The 15,169-nt window shown below is 67.4% G+C and carries 15 protein-coding genes; 11 read left to right on the forward strand and 4 right to left on the reverse strand.

Going from position 1 to position 15,169, the window contains the following annotated elements; all coding sequences use genetic code 11:
- Positions 1-135 precede the first annotated feature (135 nt).
- From QSK05_RS30295 to aat, 3 genes are all read left to right on the forward strand, one after another.
- Entirely contained in the window at positions 136-504 is a 369-nt protein-coding gene (locus tag QSK05_RS30295; protein WP_285600796.1) for a HesB/IscA family protein, read from the forward strand.
- Between the two features lie 117 nt (positions 505-621).
- Positions 622-1,605, forward strand: coding sequence for a carbohydrate kinase family protein (locus QSK05_RS30300; RefSeq protein WP_285600797.1), 984 nt, complete (start codon positions 622-624; stop codon positions 1,603-1,605).
- Between the two features lie 111 nt (positions 1,606-1,716).
- Complete coding sequence (gene aat, locus QSK05_RS30305) at positions 1,717-2,406, forward strand: leucyl/phenylalanyl-tRNA--protein transferase (protein WP_285600798.1); 690 nt, start codon at positions 1,717-1,719, stop codon at positions 2,404-2,406.
- Here aat and QSK05_RS30310 read toward each other — a convergent pair.
- Both QSK05_RS30310 and QSK05_RS30315 read right to left on the reverse strand, forming a co-directional pair.
- Positions 2,403-2,654, reverse strand: a complete 252-nt coding sequence (locus tag QSK05_RS30310) for a sulfurtransferase TusA family protein (RefSeq protein WP_285600799.1) — start codon at positions 2,652-2,654, stop codon at positions 2,403-2,405. The genes aat and QSK05_RS30310 overlap by 4 nt on opposite strands.
- Positions 2,655-2,661: 7 nt before the next feature.
- The gene (locus tag QSK05_RS30315; RefSeq protein ID WP_285600800.1) at positions 2,662-3,855 is read right to left on the reverse strand and encodes a cysteine desulfurase family protein; all 1,194 of its coding nucleotides are present in this window, start codon (positions 3,853-3,855) and stop codon (positions 2,662-2,664) included.
- A gap of 109 nt (positions 3,856-3,964) precedes the next feature.
- Here QSK05_RS30315 and ctaC point away from each other — a divergent pair, with 109 nt between their 5' ends.
- The 4 genes from ctaC (at position 3,965) to QSK05_RS30335 (ending at position 8,632) form a co-directional block, all read left to right on the forward strand.
- Positions 3,965-4,963 (forward strand): aa3-type cytochrome oxidase subunit II, encoded by a 999-nt coding sequence (ctaC, locus tag QSK05_RS30320; RefSeq protein ID WP_285600801.1) that lies wholly within the window; start codon positions 3,965-3,967, stop codon positions 4,961-4,963.
- Positions 4,963-6,753, forward strand: a complete 1,791-nt coding sequence (ctaD, locus tag QSK05_RS30325; protein WP_285600803.1) for an aa3-type cytochrome oxidase subunit I — start codon at positions 4,963-4,965, stop codon at positions 6,751-6,753. The genes ctaC and ctaD overlap by 1 nt, the downstream gene beginning before the upstream one ends.
- Positions 6,750-7,151 (forward strand): cytochrome c oxidase subunit 4, encoded by a 402-nt coding sequence (locus QSK05_RS30330; RefSeq protein ID WP_285600805.1) that lies wholly within the window; start codon positions 6,750-6,752, stop codon positions 7,149-7,151. The genes ctaD and QSK05_RS30330 overlap by 4 nt, the downstream gene beginning before the upstream one ends.
- Positions 7,152-7,465: 314 nt before the next feature.
- Positions 7,466-8,632 (forward strand): L,D-transpeptidase, encoded by a 1,167-nt coding sequence (locus QSK05_RS30335; protein WP_285600806.1) that lies wholly within the window; start codon positions 7,466-7,468, stop codon positions 8,630-8,632.
- Positions 8,633-8,829: 197 nt separating this feature from the next.
- Here QSK05_RS30335 and trpD read toward each other — a convergent pair whose 3' ends face one another.
- Together trpD and QSK05_RS30345 are read right to left on the reverse strand one after the other, a co-directional pair.
- Positions 8,830-9,876, reverse strand: coding sequence for an anthranilate phosphoribosyltransferase (gene trpD, locus QSK05_RS30340; RefSeq protein ID WP_285600807.1), 1,047 nt, complete (start codon positions 9,874-9,876; stop codon positions 8,830-8,832).
- 4 nt (positions 9,877-9,880) lie between these two features.
- The gene (locus QSK05_RS30345; RefSeq protein ID WP_352303195.1) at positions 9,881-10,297 is read right to left on the reverse strand and encodes a response regulator transcription factor; all 417 of its coding nucleotides are present in this window, start codon (positions 10,295-10,297) and stop codon (positions 9,881-9,883) included.
- A 619-nt stretch (positions 10,298-10,916) separates the two neighbouring features.
- Between QSK05_RS30345 and ctaE the strand changes: the two genes are divergently transcribed.
- The 4 genes from ctaE to qcrB are packed head-to-tail and all read left to right on the forward strand — an operon-like array spanning position 10,917 to position 15,151.
- A complete protein-coding gene (ctaE, locus tag QSK05_RS30350; protein WP_502879835.1) occupies positions 10,917-11,594 on the forward strand; it encodes an aa3-type cytochrome oxidase subunit III in 678 nt (225 codons plus the stop codon).
- Positions 11,595-11,643: 49 nt separating this feature from the next.
- Positions 11,644-12,432 carry a cytochrome bc1 complex diheme cytochrome c subunit gene (gene qcrC, locus QSK05_RS30355; protein WP_285600813.1) on the forward strand — a complete coding sequence of 263 codons (789 nt, stop codon included), beginning with the start codon at positions 11,644-11,646 and terminating at the stop codon, positions 12,430-12,432.
- 20 nt (positions 12,433-12,452) lie between these two features.
- Entirely contained in the window at positions 12,453-13,487 is a 1,035-nt protein-coding gene (gene qcrA, locus QSK05_RS30360) for a cytochrome bc1 complex Rieske iron-sulfur subunit (RefSeq protein WP_285600814.1), read from the forward strand.
- Positions 13,484-15,151: a cytochrome bc1 complex cytochrome b subunit gene (gene qcrB, locus QSK05_RS30365; RefSeq protein ID WP_285600815.1), complete on the forward strand. Its 1,668-nt coding sequence runs from the start codon at positions 13,484-13,486 to the stop codon at positions 15,149-15,151. Before qcrA ends, qcrB begins: the two co-directional genes overlap by 4 nt.
- Positions 15,152-15,169: the final 18 nt, after the last annotated feature.

Below are 15,169 nucleotides of genomic sequence, written 5' to 3' on the forward strand. Positions count from 1 at the left end.
CCGCGAGAACCGGGAATTACCCGGAAGAGCTCGCTGCTGATCGGTGTGCAGACGTGGTGCTCACGCCCGCCGGGCATGGGCACACCCCAAGTGAACTGGCCGACCTGACCGTTCGGACGAGCAGGAGATCTACCTATGACCGTCAACGAGACCGAGCAGACCTCCGCGGAGACCAAGACCCACGGGGTGCTGCTGACCGATGTCGCCGCCGGCAAGGTGAAGAGCCTGCTGGAGCAGGAGGGTCGCGACGACCTGCGCCTGCGCATCGCCGTCCAGCCCGGTGGTTGTTCCGGTCTGGTGTATCAGCTCTACTTCGACGAGCGTTCGCTCGACGGTGACCTGGTGCGTGACTTCGACGGTGTCAGTGTCGTTGTCGACCGGATGAGCGCCCCTTACCTCGAGGGTGCCAGCATCGACTTCGCCGACACGATCGAGAAGCAGGGCTTCACCATCGACAACCCGAACGCTGCGGGTAGCTGCGCATGTGGTGACAGCTTCCACTGATCGTTCGACGAAACCGGCCGTGTCCCGTCCTGGGGCGCGGCCGGTTTCATTTTTGCGCGGCGCACCGTGGGCCCGAGCCGGGATTCCGGGGCATCTGCACGAGTAAGGTTCCCACTTGTGCGTATCGCAGTTACCGGGTCCATCGCGACCGACCACCTGATGACCTTCGACGGTCGGTTCGCCGACAGCCTGCTGAAAGAGCAGCTGGAGAAGGTGTCCCTCTCCTTCCTCGTCGGTGATCTGCAGATCCGGCGTGGTGGCGTGGGCTGCAACATCGCCTTCGGCCTCGGCAACCTCGGGCTGCGCCCGCTGCTGGTCGGATCGGCCGGTGAAGACTTCGCCGACTACCGCTCGTGGCTCGAGCGCCACCATGTGGACTGCTCGGGGGTGCGGATCTCGGAAACGCAGCACACCGCGCGGTTCGTCTGCACGACCGACTCCGAGCAGGCCCAGATCGCCTCCTTCTACCCGGGGGCGATGTCTGAGGCCAACCAGATCGAGCTCGGCCCGCTCGGTGCCGACCTCCCCATCGACCTGGTCGTGATCAGCCCGAACGACCCCGAGGCGATGCTGCGCCACACCGAGGAGTGCCGCAGCCGGGGCATCCCGTTCGCCGCGGACCCCTCGCAGCAGCTCGCCTGGGCCGACGGCCCCCTGATCCGGCAGTACGTCGAGGGCGCCACCTACCTCTTCAGCAACGACTACGAGGCCGGGCTGATCGAGTCCAAGACCGGCTGGACTCCTTCCGAGATCCTCGACCGGGTGGGCATGCGCGTCACCACACACGGTGAGAAGGGTGTGTTCATCGAGGTCAAGGGCGCCGAGACGGTGCACGTACCGATCGTTCCGGCCACCCGGCTGGCCGACCCGACGGGCATCGGCGACGCGTTCCGCGCCGGTTTCCTGGCCGGCATCGCCTGGGAGCTCACCCCCGAACGTAGCGCCCAGGTCGGAGCCACCCTGGCCACCCTGGTGCTGGAGACGGTCGGGCCCCAGGAGTACAACCTGGCCCGCACGTCGTTCGTCGAGCGCTTCGCCTCTGTCTACGGCGCCGACGCGGCGGCAGAATTGGAGCCGCACCTCACCACGTTCCGGCCGTAGGGGGGTGGTGGCGCACCCGTGACACATCACCGGGCCGACGAGGAGGAACACGGGCTGAACCAGCCGCGACGTGACGAACCGTTCTTCGGGAGCCTCGGGAGTCCTGCTGAGATGACCGCGCAGCCCGTGGAACCGGTGCCGAGCAGATACGCCTTCGACCTGTCGGTGGCGGTGCCCGGGGAAGACCTGATCGGTGTCGGCGCCGACCTGGAGCCGGGGACTCTGCTGGCCGGGTACCGCTCCGCGGTGTTCCCGATGGGCCTGGGCCGGCACGGCCGGGGTCCACTGGGCTGGTGGTCGCCCGACCCGCGGGGTGTGCTGCCGCTGGCCGGGCTGAAGGTCAGCCGGTCGCTGCGCAAGGCGGTGAAGACCTTCGAGATCCGGGTGGACACGGCCTTCGACGAGGTGGTGGCCGGGTGCGCCGACGTGCGCCGGCCCGGTCGCTGGATCACGCCGCGCATCGCCGAGGCCTACCGCCGCCTGCACGACCTGGGCTGGGCGCACTCGGTGGAGTGCTGGCGCGACGGCCGGCTGGCCGGTGGCCTGTACGGGGTCGCCAGCGGGGGACTGTTCGCCGGGGAGTCGATGTTCCACCGGGAGACGGACGCGTCCAAGGTCGCCCTGGTCGCCCTGGTCGGGATGCTCTTCGAGGACGGTGACGAGCGCCGTCTGCTGGACGTGCAGTGGCGCACCGATCACCTGGCCGGCCTCGGGGTCGTGGAGATCCCGCGGCACGACTACCGGGAACGCCTCGAGCAGGCCCTGCGCCTTCCCCGGCCCGCCGCGTTCGACCGGCTCTAACCCACTCGCACCCGGCTGCGCAGGAAGTCGCCGGTGTCGTCGGCCGTCCATTCCTGGGCCACCAGTTCCGCGTTCCGCATGCGGCACCAGGCCGCGATGTCGGGCTCGGCGGCCGGATCGGTACTGAGCACGGTCACCACGCTGCCCGGTACGGCCAGGCGTGCCGCGGCGGCCAGCCGGATGATCGGCAGGGGACACTGCAGCCCTCTGGCGTCCACCTCGGAACCGAGCTCATCTGCGTCCACCATGGGAAACCTACAGACCCTCGGCGCCCAGCATCGCCCGCACCCGTGCGACCGCGCCGGGCAGAACGGCGCAGAACCTATCGACGGCCTCCGGGGTGACGCCCACCGGGAGCCCGACCCGGATGTTGCCATGGGTGAGCACCCCCATCGCCGCCAGCACGTGACTGGGTTCCAGGGTCGAGGCGGTGCAGGCCGAGCCCGACCCGACCGCGAACCCGTGCCGGTCCAGGTCGTCGACGATCGCCTCCCCGTCCACGTAGAGACACGAGAAGGTGACCAGATGGGGCAGTCGCCGCTCCGGGTCGCCCACCACCTGGGTGTCGGGGATCGTCGCCGCCACCGCCCGGATCCGGTCGGTGAGACTGCGCCGCAACCGGTCCGACTCCGCGCGGCCGGCCGTGACGGTGCGCAGGGCGACCGCCGCGGCCAGGGCGACCGGTACCGAGACCGAGCCGGGTACCCGCTCGGTGCCGTCGTCGGCGGGGGAGGGAGACACCCACCGGGTGTTGGCCCCGACCGCCAGCACCCCCAGCCCGGCCGGCGCGCCCCACGACCGGGGGTCTGCGGTCAGCAGGTCCCAGCCCTGCGGTACGGCGGCGTGCCCGGCGGTCGCCGCGGCGTCCACCAGAAGGGGAATGGAGGACGCCTGGGTCGCCTCGGCGACCTCGGTCACCGGTTGCCGGGTGCCCACTTCGGCATTCGCGCTCTGCAGACAGGCGAGGGCCACGCTCTCGCCGCCCACCTCGTCCGTGAAGCGTGAAACATCGACACGCCCGAGCTCCGAGACATCGATGAGAAGTGCCTCACCCCCGAAGCGGGTGGCCTGCAGGACGGCGGAGTGCTCCACGGCGGAGAGCACCACGCGCGTGCCCACCCGCCGCCGGGCGCGCAACGTGCCGAGCACGGCCGCGTGCACGGCCTCGGTGTGGGAGCCGGTGAAGACCAGCTCCTCGGTGCGGGCGCCCAGGTCGGCGGCGATCGACTCCCGCGCCCCCTCCAGCAGCAGCCGCGCCGTGCGTCCCTCCCGGTGCAGGCGTCGCGGGTCGGCCCAGCCCTCGTCCATCGCTGCCAGCCAGGCGTCCCGTCCGGCCGGGTCCAGGGGCGCAACCGTCGAGGCGTCCAGGTAGGCCCGCTGCGTTTTTGCTCCGGACGGGTGAGGATGGCCGGGCGAGGAGGCAGCGCGTGCAGGAGGGCCGGAAGTCATCCCGGCAGTGTCTCTCGTCTCTGGTGCGCCACGCCGATAACCAACCCGACCCATCGCGGGCACGCCTCGGGGCACCCGCTACCCTGCTCACGAACGAGAAATCGGGAGCATGAAACATTCAGCAAAAGCACTCGGTGCGCAGGTATTGATCCAGCACCGGGACGAGACCGTGGGAAGGCCGCCGTTGCGTTCGCACGAGGGGTTCGGCATGGCGCGTCGGCGCGCCCGTGCAGTTGCCGTGGGTTTGACCGGCGCTGCTCTACTGACTTTGTCCGGCTGCACCGATCAGGTGCAGAGGGGCTGGCTGCCCAGCACCAAGGGCACGACCAACCAGACCACCAAGATCATGGACCTGTGGGTCGGGTCCTGGATCGCCGCCCTGATCGTGGGCGTCATCGTCTGGGGCCTGACGATCTGGTGCATGATCGTCTACCGGCGCCGTAAGGACGAGACCGGGTTCCCGGCTCAGATCCGTTACCACCTCCCGCTGGAGGTGATGTACACGATCATCCCGGTGATGATGGTGGCGGTGCTGTTCGGCCACACCGCGAGCGTCCAGTCGGACCTCATCTCCACCGATGCCAAGCCTGACGTCACGATCGGCGTCGTGGGCAAGCAGTGGTCGTGGGACTTCAACTACAAGGACTCCGACGTCTACGAGACCGGTGTCATGGGTCAGCTGGACGGCAACGAAGGGGCCGAGGCGGAACTGCCCACGCTCTACCTGCCGGTCAACCAGCTGGTCCAGTTCGACCTGACCGCTCGTGATGTCATCCACTCCTTCTGGGTGCCGGCGTTCCTCATGAAGATGGACACCGTTCCGGGCGTCCAGAACAAGTTCCAGGTGCGCCCGCAGCGCACGGGCACGTTCAAGGGCAAGTGCGCGGAGCTGTGCGGTGAGTACCACTCCGAGATGCTGTTCAACGTCAAGGTCGTGAGCCAGGCCGACTACGACCGGCACATGGCCGAGCTCGAGGCCCAGGGCAACACCGGGCAGCTCGGTGAAGACCTGAACCGCAGCGAGATGGCGCCGTCGGACTCGAACGCAGAAGAAGCCGGCAACAGCAGTGCGCTGCCGGCCACGAAGACGACGGCAGAGGTGAAGTAATGACCGCAGCCTTCAACGCAGACGCAGTCGAGGGAAGCTACGTCGCCCGGCCGGTGCCGCTCACCGCGGGCCGCAGCGCGGTCAAGTGGCTGACGAGTACCGACCACAAGGTGATCGGGAACCTGTACCTGATCACGTCGTTCCTGTTCTTCCTACTGGGCGGCCTGATGGCCGTGCTGATCCGCCTGGAGCTCTTCGAGCCCGGTCTGCAGGTCGTCAGCAGCAAGGACCAGTACAACCAGCTCTTCACCATGCACGGCACGGTGATGCTGCTGATGTTCGCGACACCGCTGTTCGCCGGCTTCGCCAACGCGATCATGCCGCTGCAGATCGGTGCCCCGGACGTCGCGTTCCCGCGTCTGAACATGCTGTCGTACTGGCTCTACCTGTTCGGCAGCCTGATCGCGGTCTCCGGCTTCCTCACCCCGCAGGGCGCGGCCTCGTTCGGCTGGTTCGCCTACGCCCCGCTGTCCAACGCGGTCTACTCGCCCGGTCTGGGCGGTGACCTGTGGGTCTTCGGTCTGGCGATGAGCGGTCTGGGCACCATCCTGGGTGCGGTCAACTTCATCACCACCATCATCTGCATGCGGGCACCGGGCATGACGATGTTCCGGATGGGTCTGTTCACCTGGAACGTGCTGATCACCTCGATCCTGGTGATCATGGCCTTCCCGCCGCTGGCCGCCGCGCTGCTGGCGCTGGGTGCCGACCGGCGCTTCGGGGCCCAGGTCTTCGAACCGGAGAACGGTGGCGCCATCCTGTGGCAGCACCTGTTCTGGTTCTTCGGGCACCCCGAGGTCTACATCATCGCCCTGCCGTTCTTCGGCATCATCAGCGAGATCCTGCCGGTCTTCAGCCGTAAGCCGATCTTCGGTTACAAGACCCTGGTCTTCGCGACGATCACCATCGCCGCCCTGTCGGTGTCGGTGTGGGCCCACCACATGTACGTCACGGGCCAGGTGGCTCTGCCGTTCTTCGCCTTCATGACGATGCTCATCGCGGTGCCCACCGGTGTGAAGTTCTTCAACTGGATCGGCACCATGTGGGGTGGGTCGATCACGTTCGAGACCCCGATGGTCTTCGCCATCGGCTTCCTCGTGACCTTCCTCTTCGGTGGCCTGACCGGTGTCATCCTGTCCTCGCCGCCGCTGGACTTCCCGCTGTCGGACTCGTACTTCGTGGTGGCGCACTTCCACTACGTGGTGTTCGGCACCGTGGTGTTCGCGATGTACGCCGGGTTCTACTTCTGGTGGCCCAAGCTCACCGGCCGGATGCTCGACGACCGTCTGGGCCAGGTGCACTTCTGGCTGACGTTCATCGGCTTCCACACCACCTTCCTGATCCAGCACTGGCTGGGTGTCGAGGGCATGCCCCGCCGGTACGCGGACTACCTGCCGGAAGACGGCTTCGAGCTCTACAACCAGATCTCCACGATCGGCTCGGTCGTCCTGGCGCTGTCGGTGGTCCCGTTCGCGTGGAACATCTACAAGACCTGGAAGAGCGCCCCGATGATCACGGTCGACGACCCGTGGGGCTACGCCGGCACGCTGGAGTGGGCGACGTCCTGCCCGCCGCCGCGGCACAACTTCAACTCGCTGCCGCGGATCCGGTCCGAGCGTCCCGCGTTCGACCTGCACCACCCCGAGATCGCGGCTGCCGATCACCCCACGCCGAACAAGGGCATGCTCGCGAAGGTCTACGGCGAGGGTGATGTGCACGAGCGGGGCCCGGGACTGAACGGTGACGACGAGCCCGGCAACAACGCCGGGAACCAGGGGGTGCAGAAGTGAAGATCGAAAGCGGGATTTTCATCGGCGGTACGCCGCTCTTCCTGGCCTTCGCCATCGCCTACGGCCTGGTGACCGGTTGGGACGAGCCGGTCGGCGTGGCCTGCCTGTTCCTCACGGCGGGGCTGTCGATCATGATCGGCGCGTACCTGGCCTACACGGCCCGGCACATCGATGCCCGTCCGGAAGACAACGCCTACGGTGAGATCGCCGAGGGTGCCGGTGAGCTCGGTGAATTCGCACCGCACTCGTGGTGGCCGCTGGCGATCTCGGCCAGCGCCGCGATCGTGTTCGCCGGTGCGGCGATCGGTTTCTGGCTGATCGCCATCGGTGCCGTCCTGATGGGCCTCGCCCTGGTCGGATGGGTCTACGAGTTCTACCGGGGCGAGCACGCGCACTGACGCCGCTCTCCTCCGCGTTCCGGCGCCCACGGTCTTCCTGACCGTGGGCGTCGGCCGTTTTGCGGTGCAGGAGTTGACCGAAGCGTCATGATGTATAGACCGAACGTGTCTGTTTCCTAGGAATGCTTGACGATTCCGTAGTGATTCAGGTGGTTCTCATGAGGTACCGATAGACTTCCTTTAGCGCAGCATTGCAACCGATACGCGGTTCGACGCGTCTATATCAACGTTGCACGTGCAGTCGGAGCCTCTTGAGTCAGGTAGGTAGCGAAGTGATCAGTCGTGCCATCGGTCGGGGCCGATCCCGAAGGTCGATGGTGGTCGCGGTAGCGATGGCGACCATGATCGCCCTGGCAGGATGCCAGTCGGGCGATTCCGGGGCCTCCGGTTCAGGCGGTTCGGGTGAGTCCGAAACCAAGGCCGCGGCCGCACCGGCGGAAATCACGATCACGCCGGACGACGGCAACAAGAAGGTCAAGACCGCGAAGAAGGTCAAGGTCTCGGTCGCCCAGGGCACCATTTCCGAGGTCAACGTCGCCACGGCTACCGGCAAGAAGCTCAAGGGAACGCTAAGCGAAGACAAGACGGAGTGGACCAGCAAGACCGCTCTGAAGGCGGCCATGGGCTACACGGTCGCCGTCACCGCGGCGAACGCCGACGGGGTCGACGCGGAGAAGACCTCGTCGTTCTCCACGCTGGTCCCGAACGGTCAGGTCACGGCCTACGTGGTGCCGGGCAACGGCTGGAAGGTCGGCGTCGGAATGCCGGTCGTCGTCGAGCTGTCCAAGTCGGTGAGCCAGAGCAAGCGCGACGGTGTGGTGGACGCGCTGAAGGTTGACACCGGGGACGACAAGGTCGAGGGCGCCTGGCAGTGGATGAGCGCCACGCAGGTCTGGTGGCGCCCGAAGGACTACTGGGAGCCCGGTACCGACGTGAAGGTCACGGCCGACCTGACCGGTGTCGAGGTGCAGGACGGCGTCTGGGGCAAGAAGCAGAAGGCCAAGTCCGCGTTCACCATCGGCGATGCGATGATCAGCACCGTCGACGTGTCCGGTCACACGATGACCGTGCGCAAGAACGGCAAGGTCCTCCGCACCATCCCGGTCACCACCGGCAAGGCTGACATGGCTACTCGCAACGGCATCAAGGTCGTCATGAGCCGGGAGACCTCGCACCGCATGCGGTCGTCCACGATCGGTATCGACGAGGACGACCCGGACGGCTACGACCTGGTCGCGAAGTACGCCATGCGTCTCACCTACAGCGGCGAGTTCATCCACGCCGCCCCGTGGTCGAGCAGCTCCCAGGGCAGCGCGAACGTCAGTCACGGTTGCACCGGTATGACCACGGCCGCGGCCAAGTGGCTCTTCGACCGCTCCAAGGTCGGCGACGTGGTGATCTACAAGAACAGCGACCGCAAGCTCGAGTGGGGCAACGGCTACACCGTCTGGAACGAGTCGTACTCGGACTGGAAGGCCTGAGTCACACCAGCAACGACGAAGGGTCCGGCCCGCCTGATGAAGGCGGACCGGACCCTTCGTCGTGCAGGGGGTGCAGGGAAGTGCGGTGAAGGGAAGAGGGGCGCCTACGCCCGCCGACCCGCGAGCGTTCGCCGTGACCCTCGTCCTCCCAGCACGAAGGCCCGGCCGCAGCGCGACCGGGCCTTCGAATGCCGGGCTCAGGCGTTGGTGGCCGCCACCCAGCGCTCCAGAACCGCCGCTGCGGCGCCGCTGTCGATCGACTCGGCGGCCTTCTGCACGCCCTCGCTGATCTGCTTGGTCAGATCACTGTCAGCGGGCCCAGAGGCCGCCAGAGCCGCGCCGGCGTTGAGGAGGACCGCGTCACGCACCGGACCGGTCTTGCCGGCCAGCAGGTCACGTACCACCTGGGCATTGTGCTGCGGGTCGCCGCCACGCAGGTCGTCGAGGGTGGCGCGGGCCAGACCCAGGTCGGCCGGGTCGAACAAGGACTCGGTGACGGACCCCTGGCTCACCTGCCACACCCGTGAAGGACCGGTGGTGGACAGTTCGTCCAGGCCGTCCTCCCCACGGAAGACCAGGGCGCGGTCGCCCCGCTCGGCCAGCACCCCGGCCATGATCGGGGCCATCCGCAGGTTCGCGCAGCCGATCGCCGAGACGCCGGGCTGTGCGGGGTTGGTGAGGGGCCCGAGGAAGTTGAACGCGGTCGGCACCTTCAGCTCGGCCCGGGTCGGGCCGGCGAAACGCAGTGCCGGGTGAAACTTCATCGCGAACAGGAAGGTGATGCCGACCTCCTGCGCGACCTGGACGATCCGGTCGTTGGGCAGGTCGAGACGCAGTCCGAGGGACTCCAGCACATCGGCGGCGCCCGAGGACGAGGACGCGGCGCGGTTACCGTGCTTGATCACCTGGATGCCGGTACCCGCCGCGACGATCGCCGACATGGTCGAGATGTTCACGGTCTTGTGCATGTCGCCGCCGGTGCCGACGATGTCGACCGCCGGGCCGGGGATCTCGATCCGGACGGCGTGACGCAGCATCACGTCGACCAGCCCGCCCAGCTCCTGCACCGTCTCGCCCTTGGCCCGCAGCGCGACCAGGAAGGCAGCCAGCTGCACCGGGTTGGAACGGTCGGTCATGACCTGTTCCATCGCCCACTCGGTGTCCGGCCGGGACAGGTCCTGCCCGGAGATCAGCGTGGTGATGAGCAGGGGCCACGACGGGGTGGCGATGGCGGGGGACGACAAGGTTTCAGCCTCTACGACGACGGGCGAGAACCGAGACGGCCTCGGCCAGGGCACGGGGGTCGAGCGGGTGCGGTACGGCGGCGTCGGCGCGCGACCAGGTGGCCAGCCAGGCGTCCTGGGGACGGCCGGTCAGCACCAGAACCGGCGGGCACTCGAAGATCTCTTCCTTGAGCTGACGGCACATTCCCATGCCACCGGCGGGCACGGCCTCGCCGTCGAGGATCAGCACGTCGAAACCACCGGCGTCGGCTGCGGACACCACCGCGGCCGGGGTGGCCACCTCGGTCCACTCGACCGGGGGCAGATCGGCGGCCAGGCGCTTGCCGATGGCTGTCCGGACCTTGGTGCGGGTGTCGACGTCGTCGCTGTAGAGCAGCAGCGAGATCGGCCGGGTGCCCGAGACCGGGGCGCCCCCGGTCAGCCGGGCGTCCTCGTGATCGCCGGCCGGTGCGGTTGCCACGTGGTCGTGGCCGGAACCGGAGTGGTCGCCGGTCGTGGCCACGGCGCCGGTTCGGGTCGGGGTCGTCGTCATCGATCGTCTCCAGGTCGCTGTGACAGGAGTGATGGCCGTGGGTCCGCCCTGCGCCGGGAGGCTTCGGGCGAGTGCCTGCCTGTCGCCGACGATCGTACCGAAGTGGAGGATCCGTGCGTCACCGGCCGTCGTGGTCCTGTGACCTTGGTCCCGGGCGGGGTCCTGAATCCTGCCGAAAGATGCCGTCGGCCGGGCGACACGCCGGGAGCGGGGAAAATCACGCGGAGGCCGGGCGAACGGCTCGGCGGGTCGGCGGAATTTGCCGACCGAACGGTGATGGGGGCAACAGGAATGCGTCGAGAACGCCGAAGAAGCCTGACGTGATGTCCCTTGACGAGCAGGTCCTCGCGACCGGTGGCACTTCTCCGCGCAGGGCCGGGAAATTAGGGAACACCGGACTTGCGAAACCCCGCATCACCTGCGGGAAGCCCTATCAGGACACGGTTAGGACACGGCTCGGGGCGCACAAGGGCCCCCCGCCCTTCATCCGGATCGGCGTGAGGCCATAATGACGCCCGTGGCATCCGTAGCGGCAGTAGACGGCCCGGCTGGGCCGAACGTTCATGCGACTCTCAACCGACCCAACATGGTTCAGGTCGGCACGATCGTTTGGCTCTCCAGTGAGCTGATGTTCTTCGCGGGTCTCTTCGCGATGTACTTCACGATCCGTGCCGTCCAGCCCGACCTGTGGGCGACAGAGCCGCTCAAGCTCAATATCCCGTTCTCGACGGCCAACACGATCAACCTGGTACTGAGTTCCGTGTGGTGCCAGATGGGTGTGTTCGCCGCCGAGCGCTTCCAGCCGCGTGCCCTGGGCACCTGGTGGGCTCCCTGGACGCGGGAGCACGGCTTCCGTAACTGGGGCATGCAGGAGTGGTACCTGCTGACCTATGTCGCGGGCGCCATCTTCATCTGCGGCCAGGTCTACGAGTACGCGGAACTGATCAGCGAGGGTCTGACCCTCAGTAGCTCTGGCTATGGCTCTGTCTTCTACCTGACGACCGGCTTCCATGGCCTCCACGTCACCGGTGGGCTCATCGCCTTCCTCTTGATCATCGGCCGCAGTTTCGCGGCCAAACGATTCGGCCACGCCGAGGCCACCAGCGCCATCGTCACGTCGTACTACTGGCACTTCGTCGACGTGGTCTGGATCGGTCTCTTCTTCGTCATCTACGTCATCAAGTGATTCCGTCGATGACAGCCGTTCGTACCTCGGAACGTAGGAGTTTCACATCGTGAGCGCACTCGCTGCCCGGCGGCGGCACCCGTTGGCCACAGCACTGATCGTGCTGCTCGGTCTACTCGTGACGGGCGTGGGCTATGCCGCCGTCATGCCCAGCACGGCGGATGCGTCGACCAGCACGGCCTCTGCCGACGACATCGAGCAGGGCAAGAAGCTCTTCCTGGCCAACTGCTCGACCTGCCACGGCATCGACGCGGAAGGCCGTAACCAGGCTCCCTCGCTGATCGGTGTCGGCGCGGCCTCCGTCGACTTCCAGGTCGGCACCGGCCGGATGCCGCTCGCCATGAGCGGCCCGCAGGCCCAGAAGGCCCCGGTGCGCCTCTCCGACGAGCAGACCGCCCAGCTGTCGGCCTACGTCGCCAGCCTCGGGGCCGGTCCCTCCATCCCGTCCGACGACGTGCTCGACCCCGAAGCGGGCGACGCGTCCAAGGGCGCCATGATCTTCCGCACCAACTGCGCCATGTGCCACAACGCGGCCGGCGCTGGTGGCGCGCTGACCCGGGGCAAGTTCGCCCCGAACCTCGATGAGGTCAGTTACAAGCACATCTACGAGGCCATGGTCACCGGCCCGCAGTCCATGCCGGTCTTCCCGGACACGACCATCAGCCCCGACGAGAAGACGGACGTCATCGCGTACCTGGCGACGATCCGTGAGACGCCGAACCCCGGCGGCATGGCTCTCGGAAAGCTTGGCCCGGTGTCCGAGGGCCTCGTCGCCTGGATCGTCGGCCTGACACTGCTGATCGGTTTCGCGGTCTGGCTGGGGGCGAAGTCCTCGTGAGCAACGAAACGGGTGGAACGATGAGTACGAACGACCCGGACCACGGTGGGGACGGCGTGGCTGTCCAGGAGAGTGACCTTCCCGCCCGGTTCGAGAACCCGGGTATCCCGGAGCACCAGCACCGGATGGCCGACACCGACCCGAAGGCCGCCAAGCGCGCCGAGCGTCAGGTCGCCTTCCTCTTCGTGCTGTCGATGGTCGGCACGCTGGTCATGATCGTCGGCTACTTCGCCGTGAAGATGGACCACGAGCTGGGCTTCATCGACTACCTCAACCGGCTCGAGCTGTCGAACAAGCTGCTCGGTATCGGTATGGCGGTCTCGCTGCTCGGTATCGGCGTCGGCGCGGTGCACTGGGCCAAGACCCTCATGCCCGACGAGGAGCGCATCGACTACCGGCACCTGCAGCGCGGTTCGGACGAGGTCCGCGCCGAGGCCGTCGACATGCTGGCGACCGGTGTCGAGGAGAGCGGGTTCGCCCGCCGTCCGCTGATCCGCAACACCCTGATCGGCGCCATGGCACTGTTCCCGCTGCCCGGCCTGATCCTGTTCCGTGACACCGGCCCGCTGCCGGGCAAGTATCTGGCCACCACCTTCTGGAAGGCCGGCGACCGGCTCATGCTGGACCCGGAGGGTGGCCCGATCAAGGCCTCCGACATGGTCCTCGGCTCGGTCGCCCACGTGCTCCCCGAAGGCATCGAGGAGTCCGAGCACCCGCTGAACGAGAAGGCCAAGGCGGCGGTTCTCCTGATCCGTCTGGAAGAGGACCTGCTGGCGCCGGAGTCGCTCCCGGGTGCGCACGGCGGGATCGTGGCCTACTCGAAGATCTGCACCCATATGGGTTGTCCTGTGGCCCTGTACGAGCAGCGCACGCATCACCTGCTTTGCCCGTGCCACCAGTCAACTTTCGACCTCACGCAGAACTGCAAGGTCATCTTCGGACCGGCCAAGCGCGCCCTTCCCCAGCTCGCGATCACGGTGGATGACGAGGGATACTTGGTCGCCGCGGCACCCTTCAGCGAGCCGACCGGCCCGAGCTACTGGGAGCGCTCATGAGCGACAGTGCTATCAACAAGGTCGGAGCCACGACCGGAAACTGGCTCGACGAGCGCCTCGGCGCCTCGGGTGTGGTCAAGGGCTTCTCACGCAAGGTCTTCCCCGACCACTGGTCGTTCATGCTGGGTGAGATCGCGCTGTACAGCTTCGTCATCCTGCTGCTGAGCGGAACGTTCCTGACGTTCTTCTTCATCCCCAGCGCAGCCGAGGTCACCTACGACGGGCCCTACACCACGCTCGCCGGGCAGACCGTCTCCGAGGCGTTCGACTCGACGATGCGCCTCTCGTTCGAGGTCCGTGGCGGTCTGCTCATGCGGCAGATCCACCACTGGGCGGCGCTGATCTTCGTCGTCTCGATGATCGTGCACATGTTCCGGATCTTCTTCACCGGCGCGTTCCGCAAGCCGCGGGAGATCAACTGGGTCATCGGCATGATCCTGGCCATCCTGGCGGTCATCGAGGGCTTCCTCGGTTACTCCCTGCCGGACGACCTGCTCTCCGGTAACGGCCTGCGCATCGCCCAGGGCATCGTCCTGGGTATCCCGGTGGTCGGCTCGTACGTCAGCTTCTTCCTCTTCGGGGGCGGGTTCCCCGGCGAGGCGTTCATCCCGCGCTTCTACACGCTGCACGTGCTGCTGATCCCGGCCATCATGCTGGCCCTGATCACGTTCCACCTGATCCTGGTCGTCGTGCACAAGCACACGCAGTACCCCGGCCCGGGCAAGACGAACAGCAACGTGGTCGGCTTCCCGCTGTTCCCGATCTACACGGCCAAGGCCGGCGGGTTCTTCTTCATCGTGTTCGGCGTCACCGCCCTGATGGGTGCCCTGTTCACCATCAACGGCATCTGGGTCTACGGTCCGTACGACCCGTCACCGATCGGCGCCGGCGCCCAGCCCGACTTCTACATGGGCTTCCTCGACGGCGCGGTGCGCATCATGCCGGGCTTCGTGGAGTTCACGGTCTGGGGTCACACGGTCTCGCCGAACATCTTCCTGCCGACCCTGGTGCTGCCGGGTCTGATGGTGACGCCGGCGTTGCTGTACCCGTGGATCGAGGCCTGGGTCACCGGTGACAAGCGCGAGCACCACCTGCTCGACCGCCCGCGGAACCAGCCGACCCGTACCGGTCTCGGCGTCATGGCGATCACGCTGTACGTGCTCCTGTGGATCAGTGGTGGTAACGACATCGTCGCCACGCACCTGCACCTGTCGATCAACGACATCACGCACGTGCTGCGGGTCATCGTGTTCGTCTTCCCGCCGCTGGCCTACGTGATCACCAAGCGCATCTGTCTGGGTCTGCAGCGCAAGGACCGCGAGAAGGTGCTGCACGGTCGCGAGACCGGCCGCGTCTTCCGTACGGAGGAGGGTGAGGTGTTCGAGCTGCACGCCCCGCTCTCCGCCAACGACCGCTGGCTGCTCGTCGGCTTCGACTCCCCGGAGCCGGCCCAGGCCCTCTCGGCCACGGACTCCTCCGGTGTCCGCCGTCCGGGCGGTGCGCTGGAGAAGGTGCGCGAGAAGATCAGCAAGTTCTACTTCGAGGACCGGGTCGCCCCGGTGACCCCGGCCGAGCTGGCCGAGGCCCACCACCACGGCGACCACGAGGAGATCTCCGCCAGCGGCGGTGGCGACGAGAAGCACGCCATCAGCAGCGGGCACTGATTCCGGCTGAGCCTCGCG

Source organism: Kineosporia sp. NBRC 101731 (assembly GCF_030269305.1).
Lineage (GTDB): Bacteria > Actinomycetota > Actinomycetes > Actinomycetales > Kineosporiaceae > Kineosporia.

What these genes read in the sequence shown, in the direction of transcription:
- ctaC (WP_285600801.1), top strand. Translation starts at nt 3,965, where the DNA reads ATGAAACATTCAGCAAAAGCACTCGGTGCGCAGGTATTGATCCAGCAC.
- QSK05_RS30335 (WP_285600806.1), top strand. Translation starts at nt 7,466, where the DNA reads ATGGTGGTCGCGGTAGCGATGGCGACCATGATCGCCCTGGCAGGATGC.
- QSK05_RS30310 (WP_285600799.1), bottom strand. Translation starts at nt 2,654, where the DNA reads ATGGTGGACGCAGATGAGCTCGGTTCCGAGGTGGACGCCAGAGGGCTG.
- qcrB (WP_285600815.1), top strand. Translation starts at nt 13,484, where the DNA reads ATGAGCGACAGTGCTATCAACAAGGTCGGAGCCACGACCGGAAACTGG.
- ctaE (WP_502879835.1), top strand. Translation starts at nt 10,917, where the DNA reads ATGACGCCCGTGGCATCCGTAGCGGCAGTAGACGGCCCGGCTGGGCCG.
- aat (WP_285600798.1), top strand. Translation starts at nt 1,717, where the DNA reads ATGACCGCGCAGCCCGTGGAACCGGTGCCGAGCAGATACGCCTTCGAC.
- QSK05_RS30295 (WP_285600796.1), top strand. Translation starts at nt 136, where the DNA reads ATGACCGTCAACGAGACCGAGCAGACCTCCGCGGAGACCAAGACCCAC.
- ctaD (WP_285600803.1), top strand. Translation starts at nt 4,963, where the DNA reads ATGACCGCAGCCTTCAACGCAGACGCAGTCGAGGGAAGCTACGTCGCC.
- QSK05_RS30315 (WP_285600800.1), bottom strand. Translation starts at nt 3,855, where the DNA reads ATGACTTCCGGCCCTCCTGCACGCGCTGCCTCCTCGCCCGGCCATCCT.
- qcrA (WP_285600814.1), top strand. Translation starts at nt 12,453, where the DNA reads ATGAGTACGAACGACCCGGACCACGGTGGGGACGGCGTGGCTGTCCAG.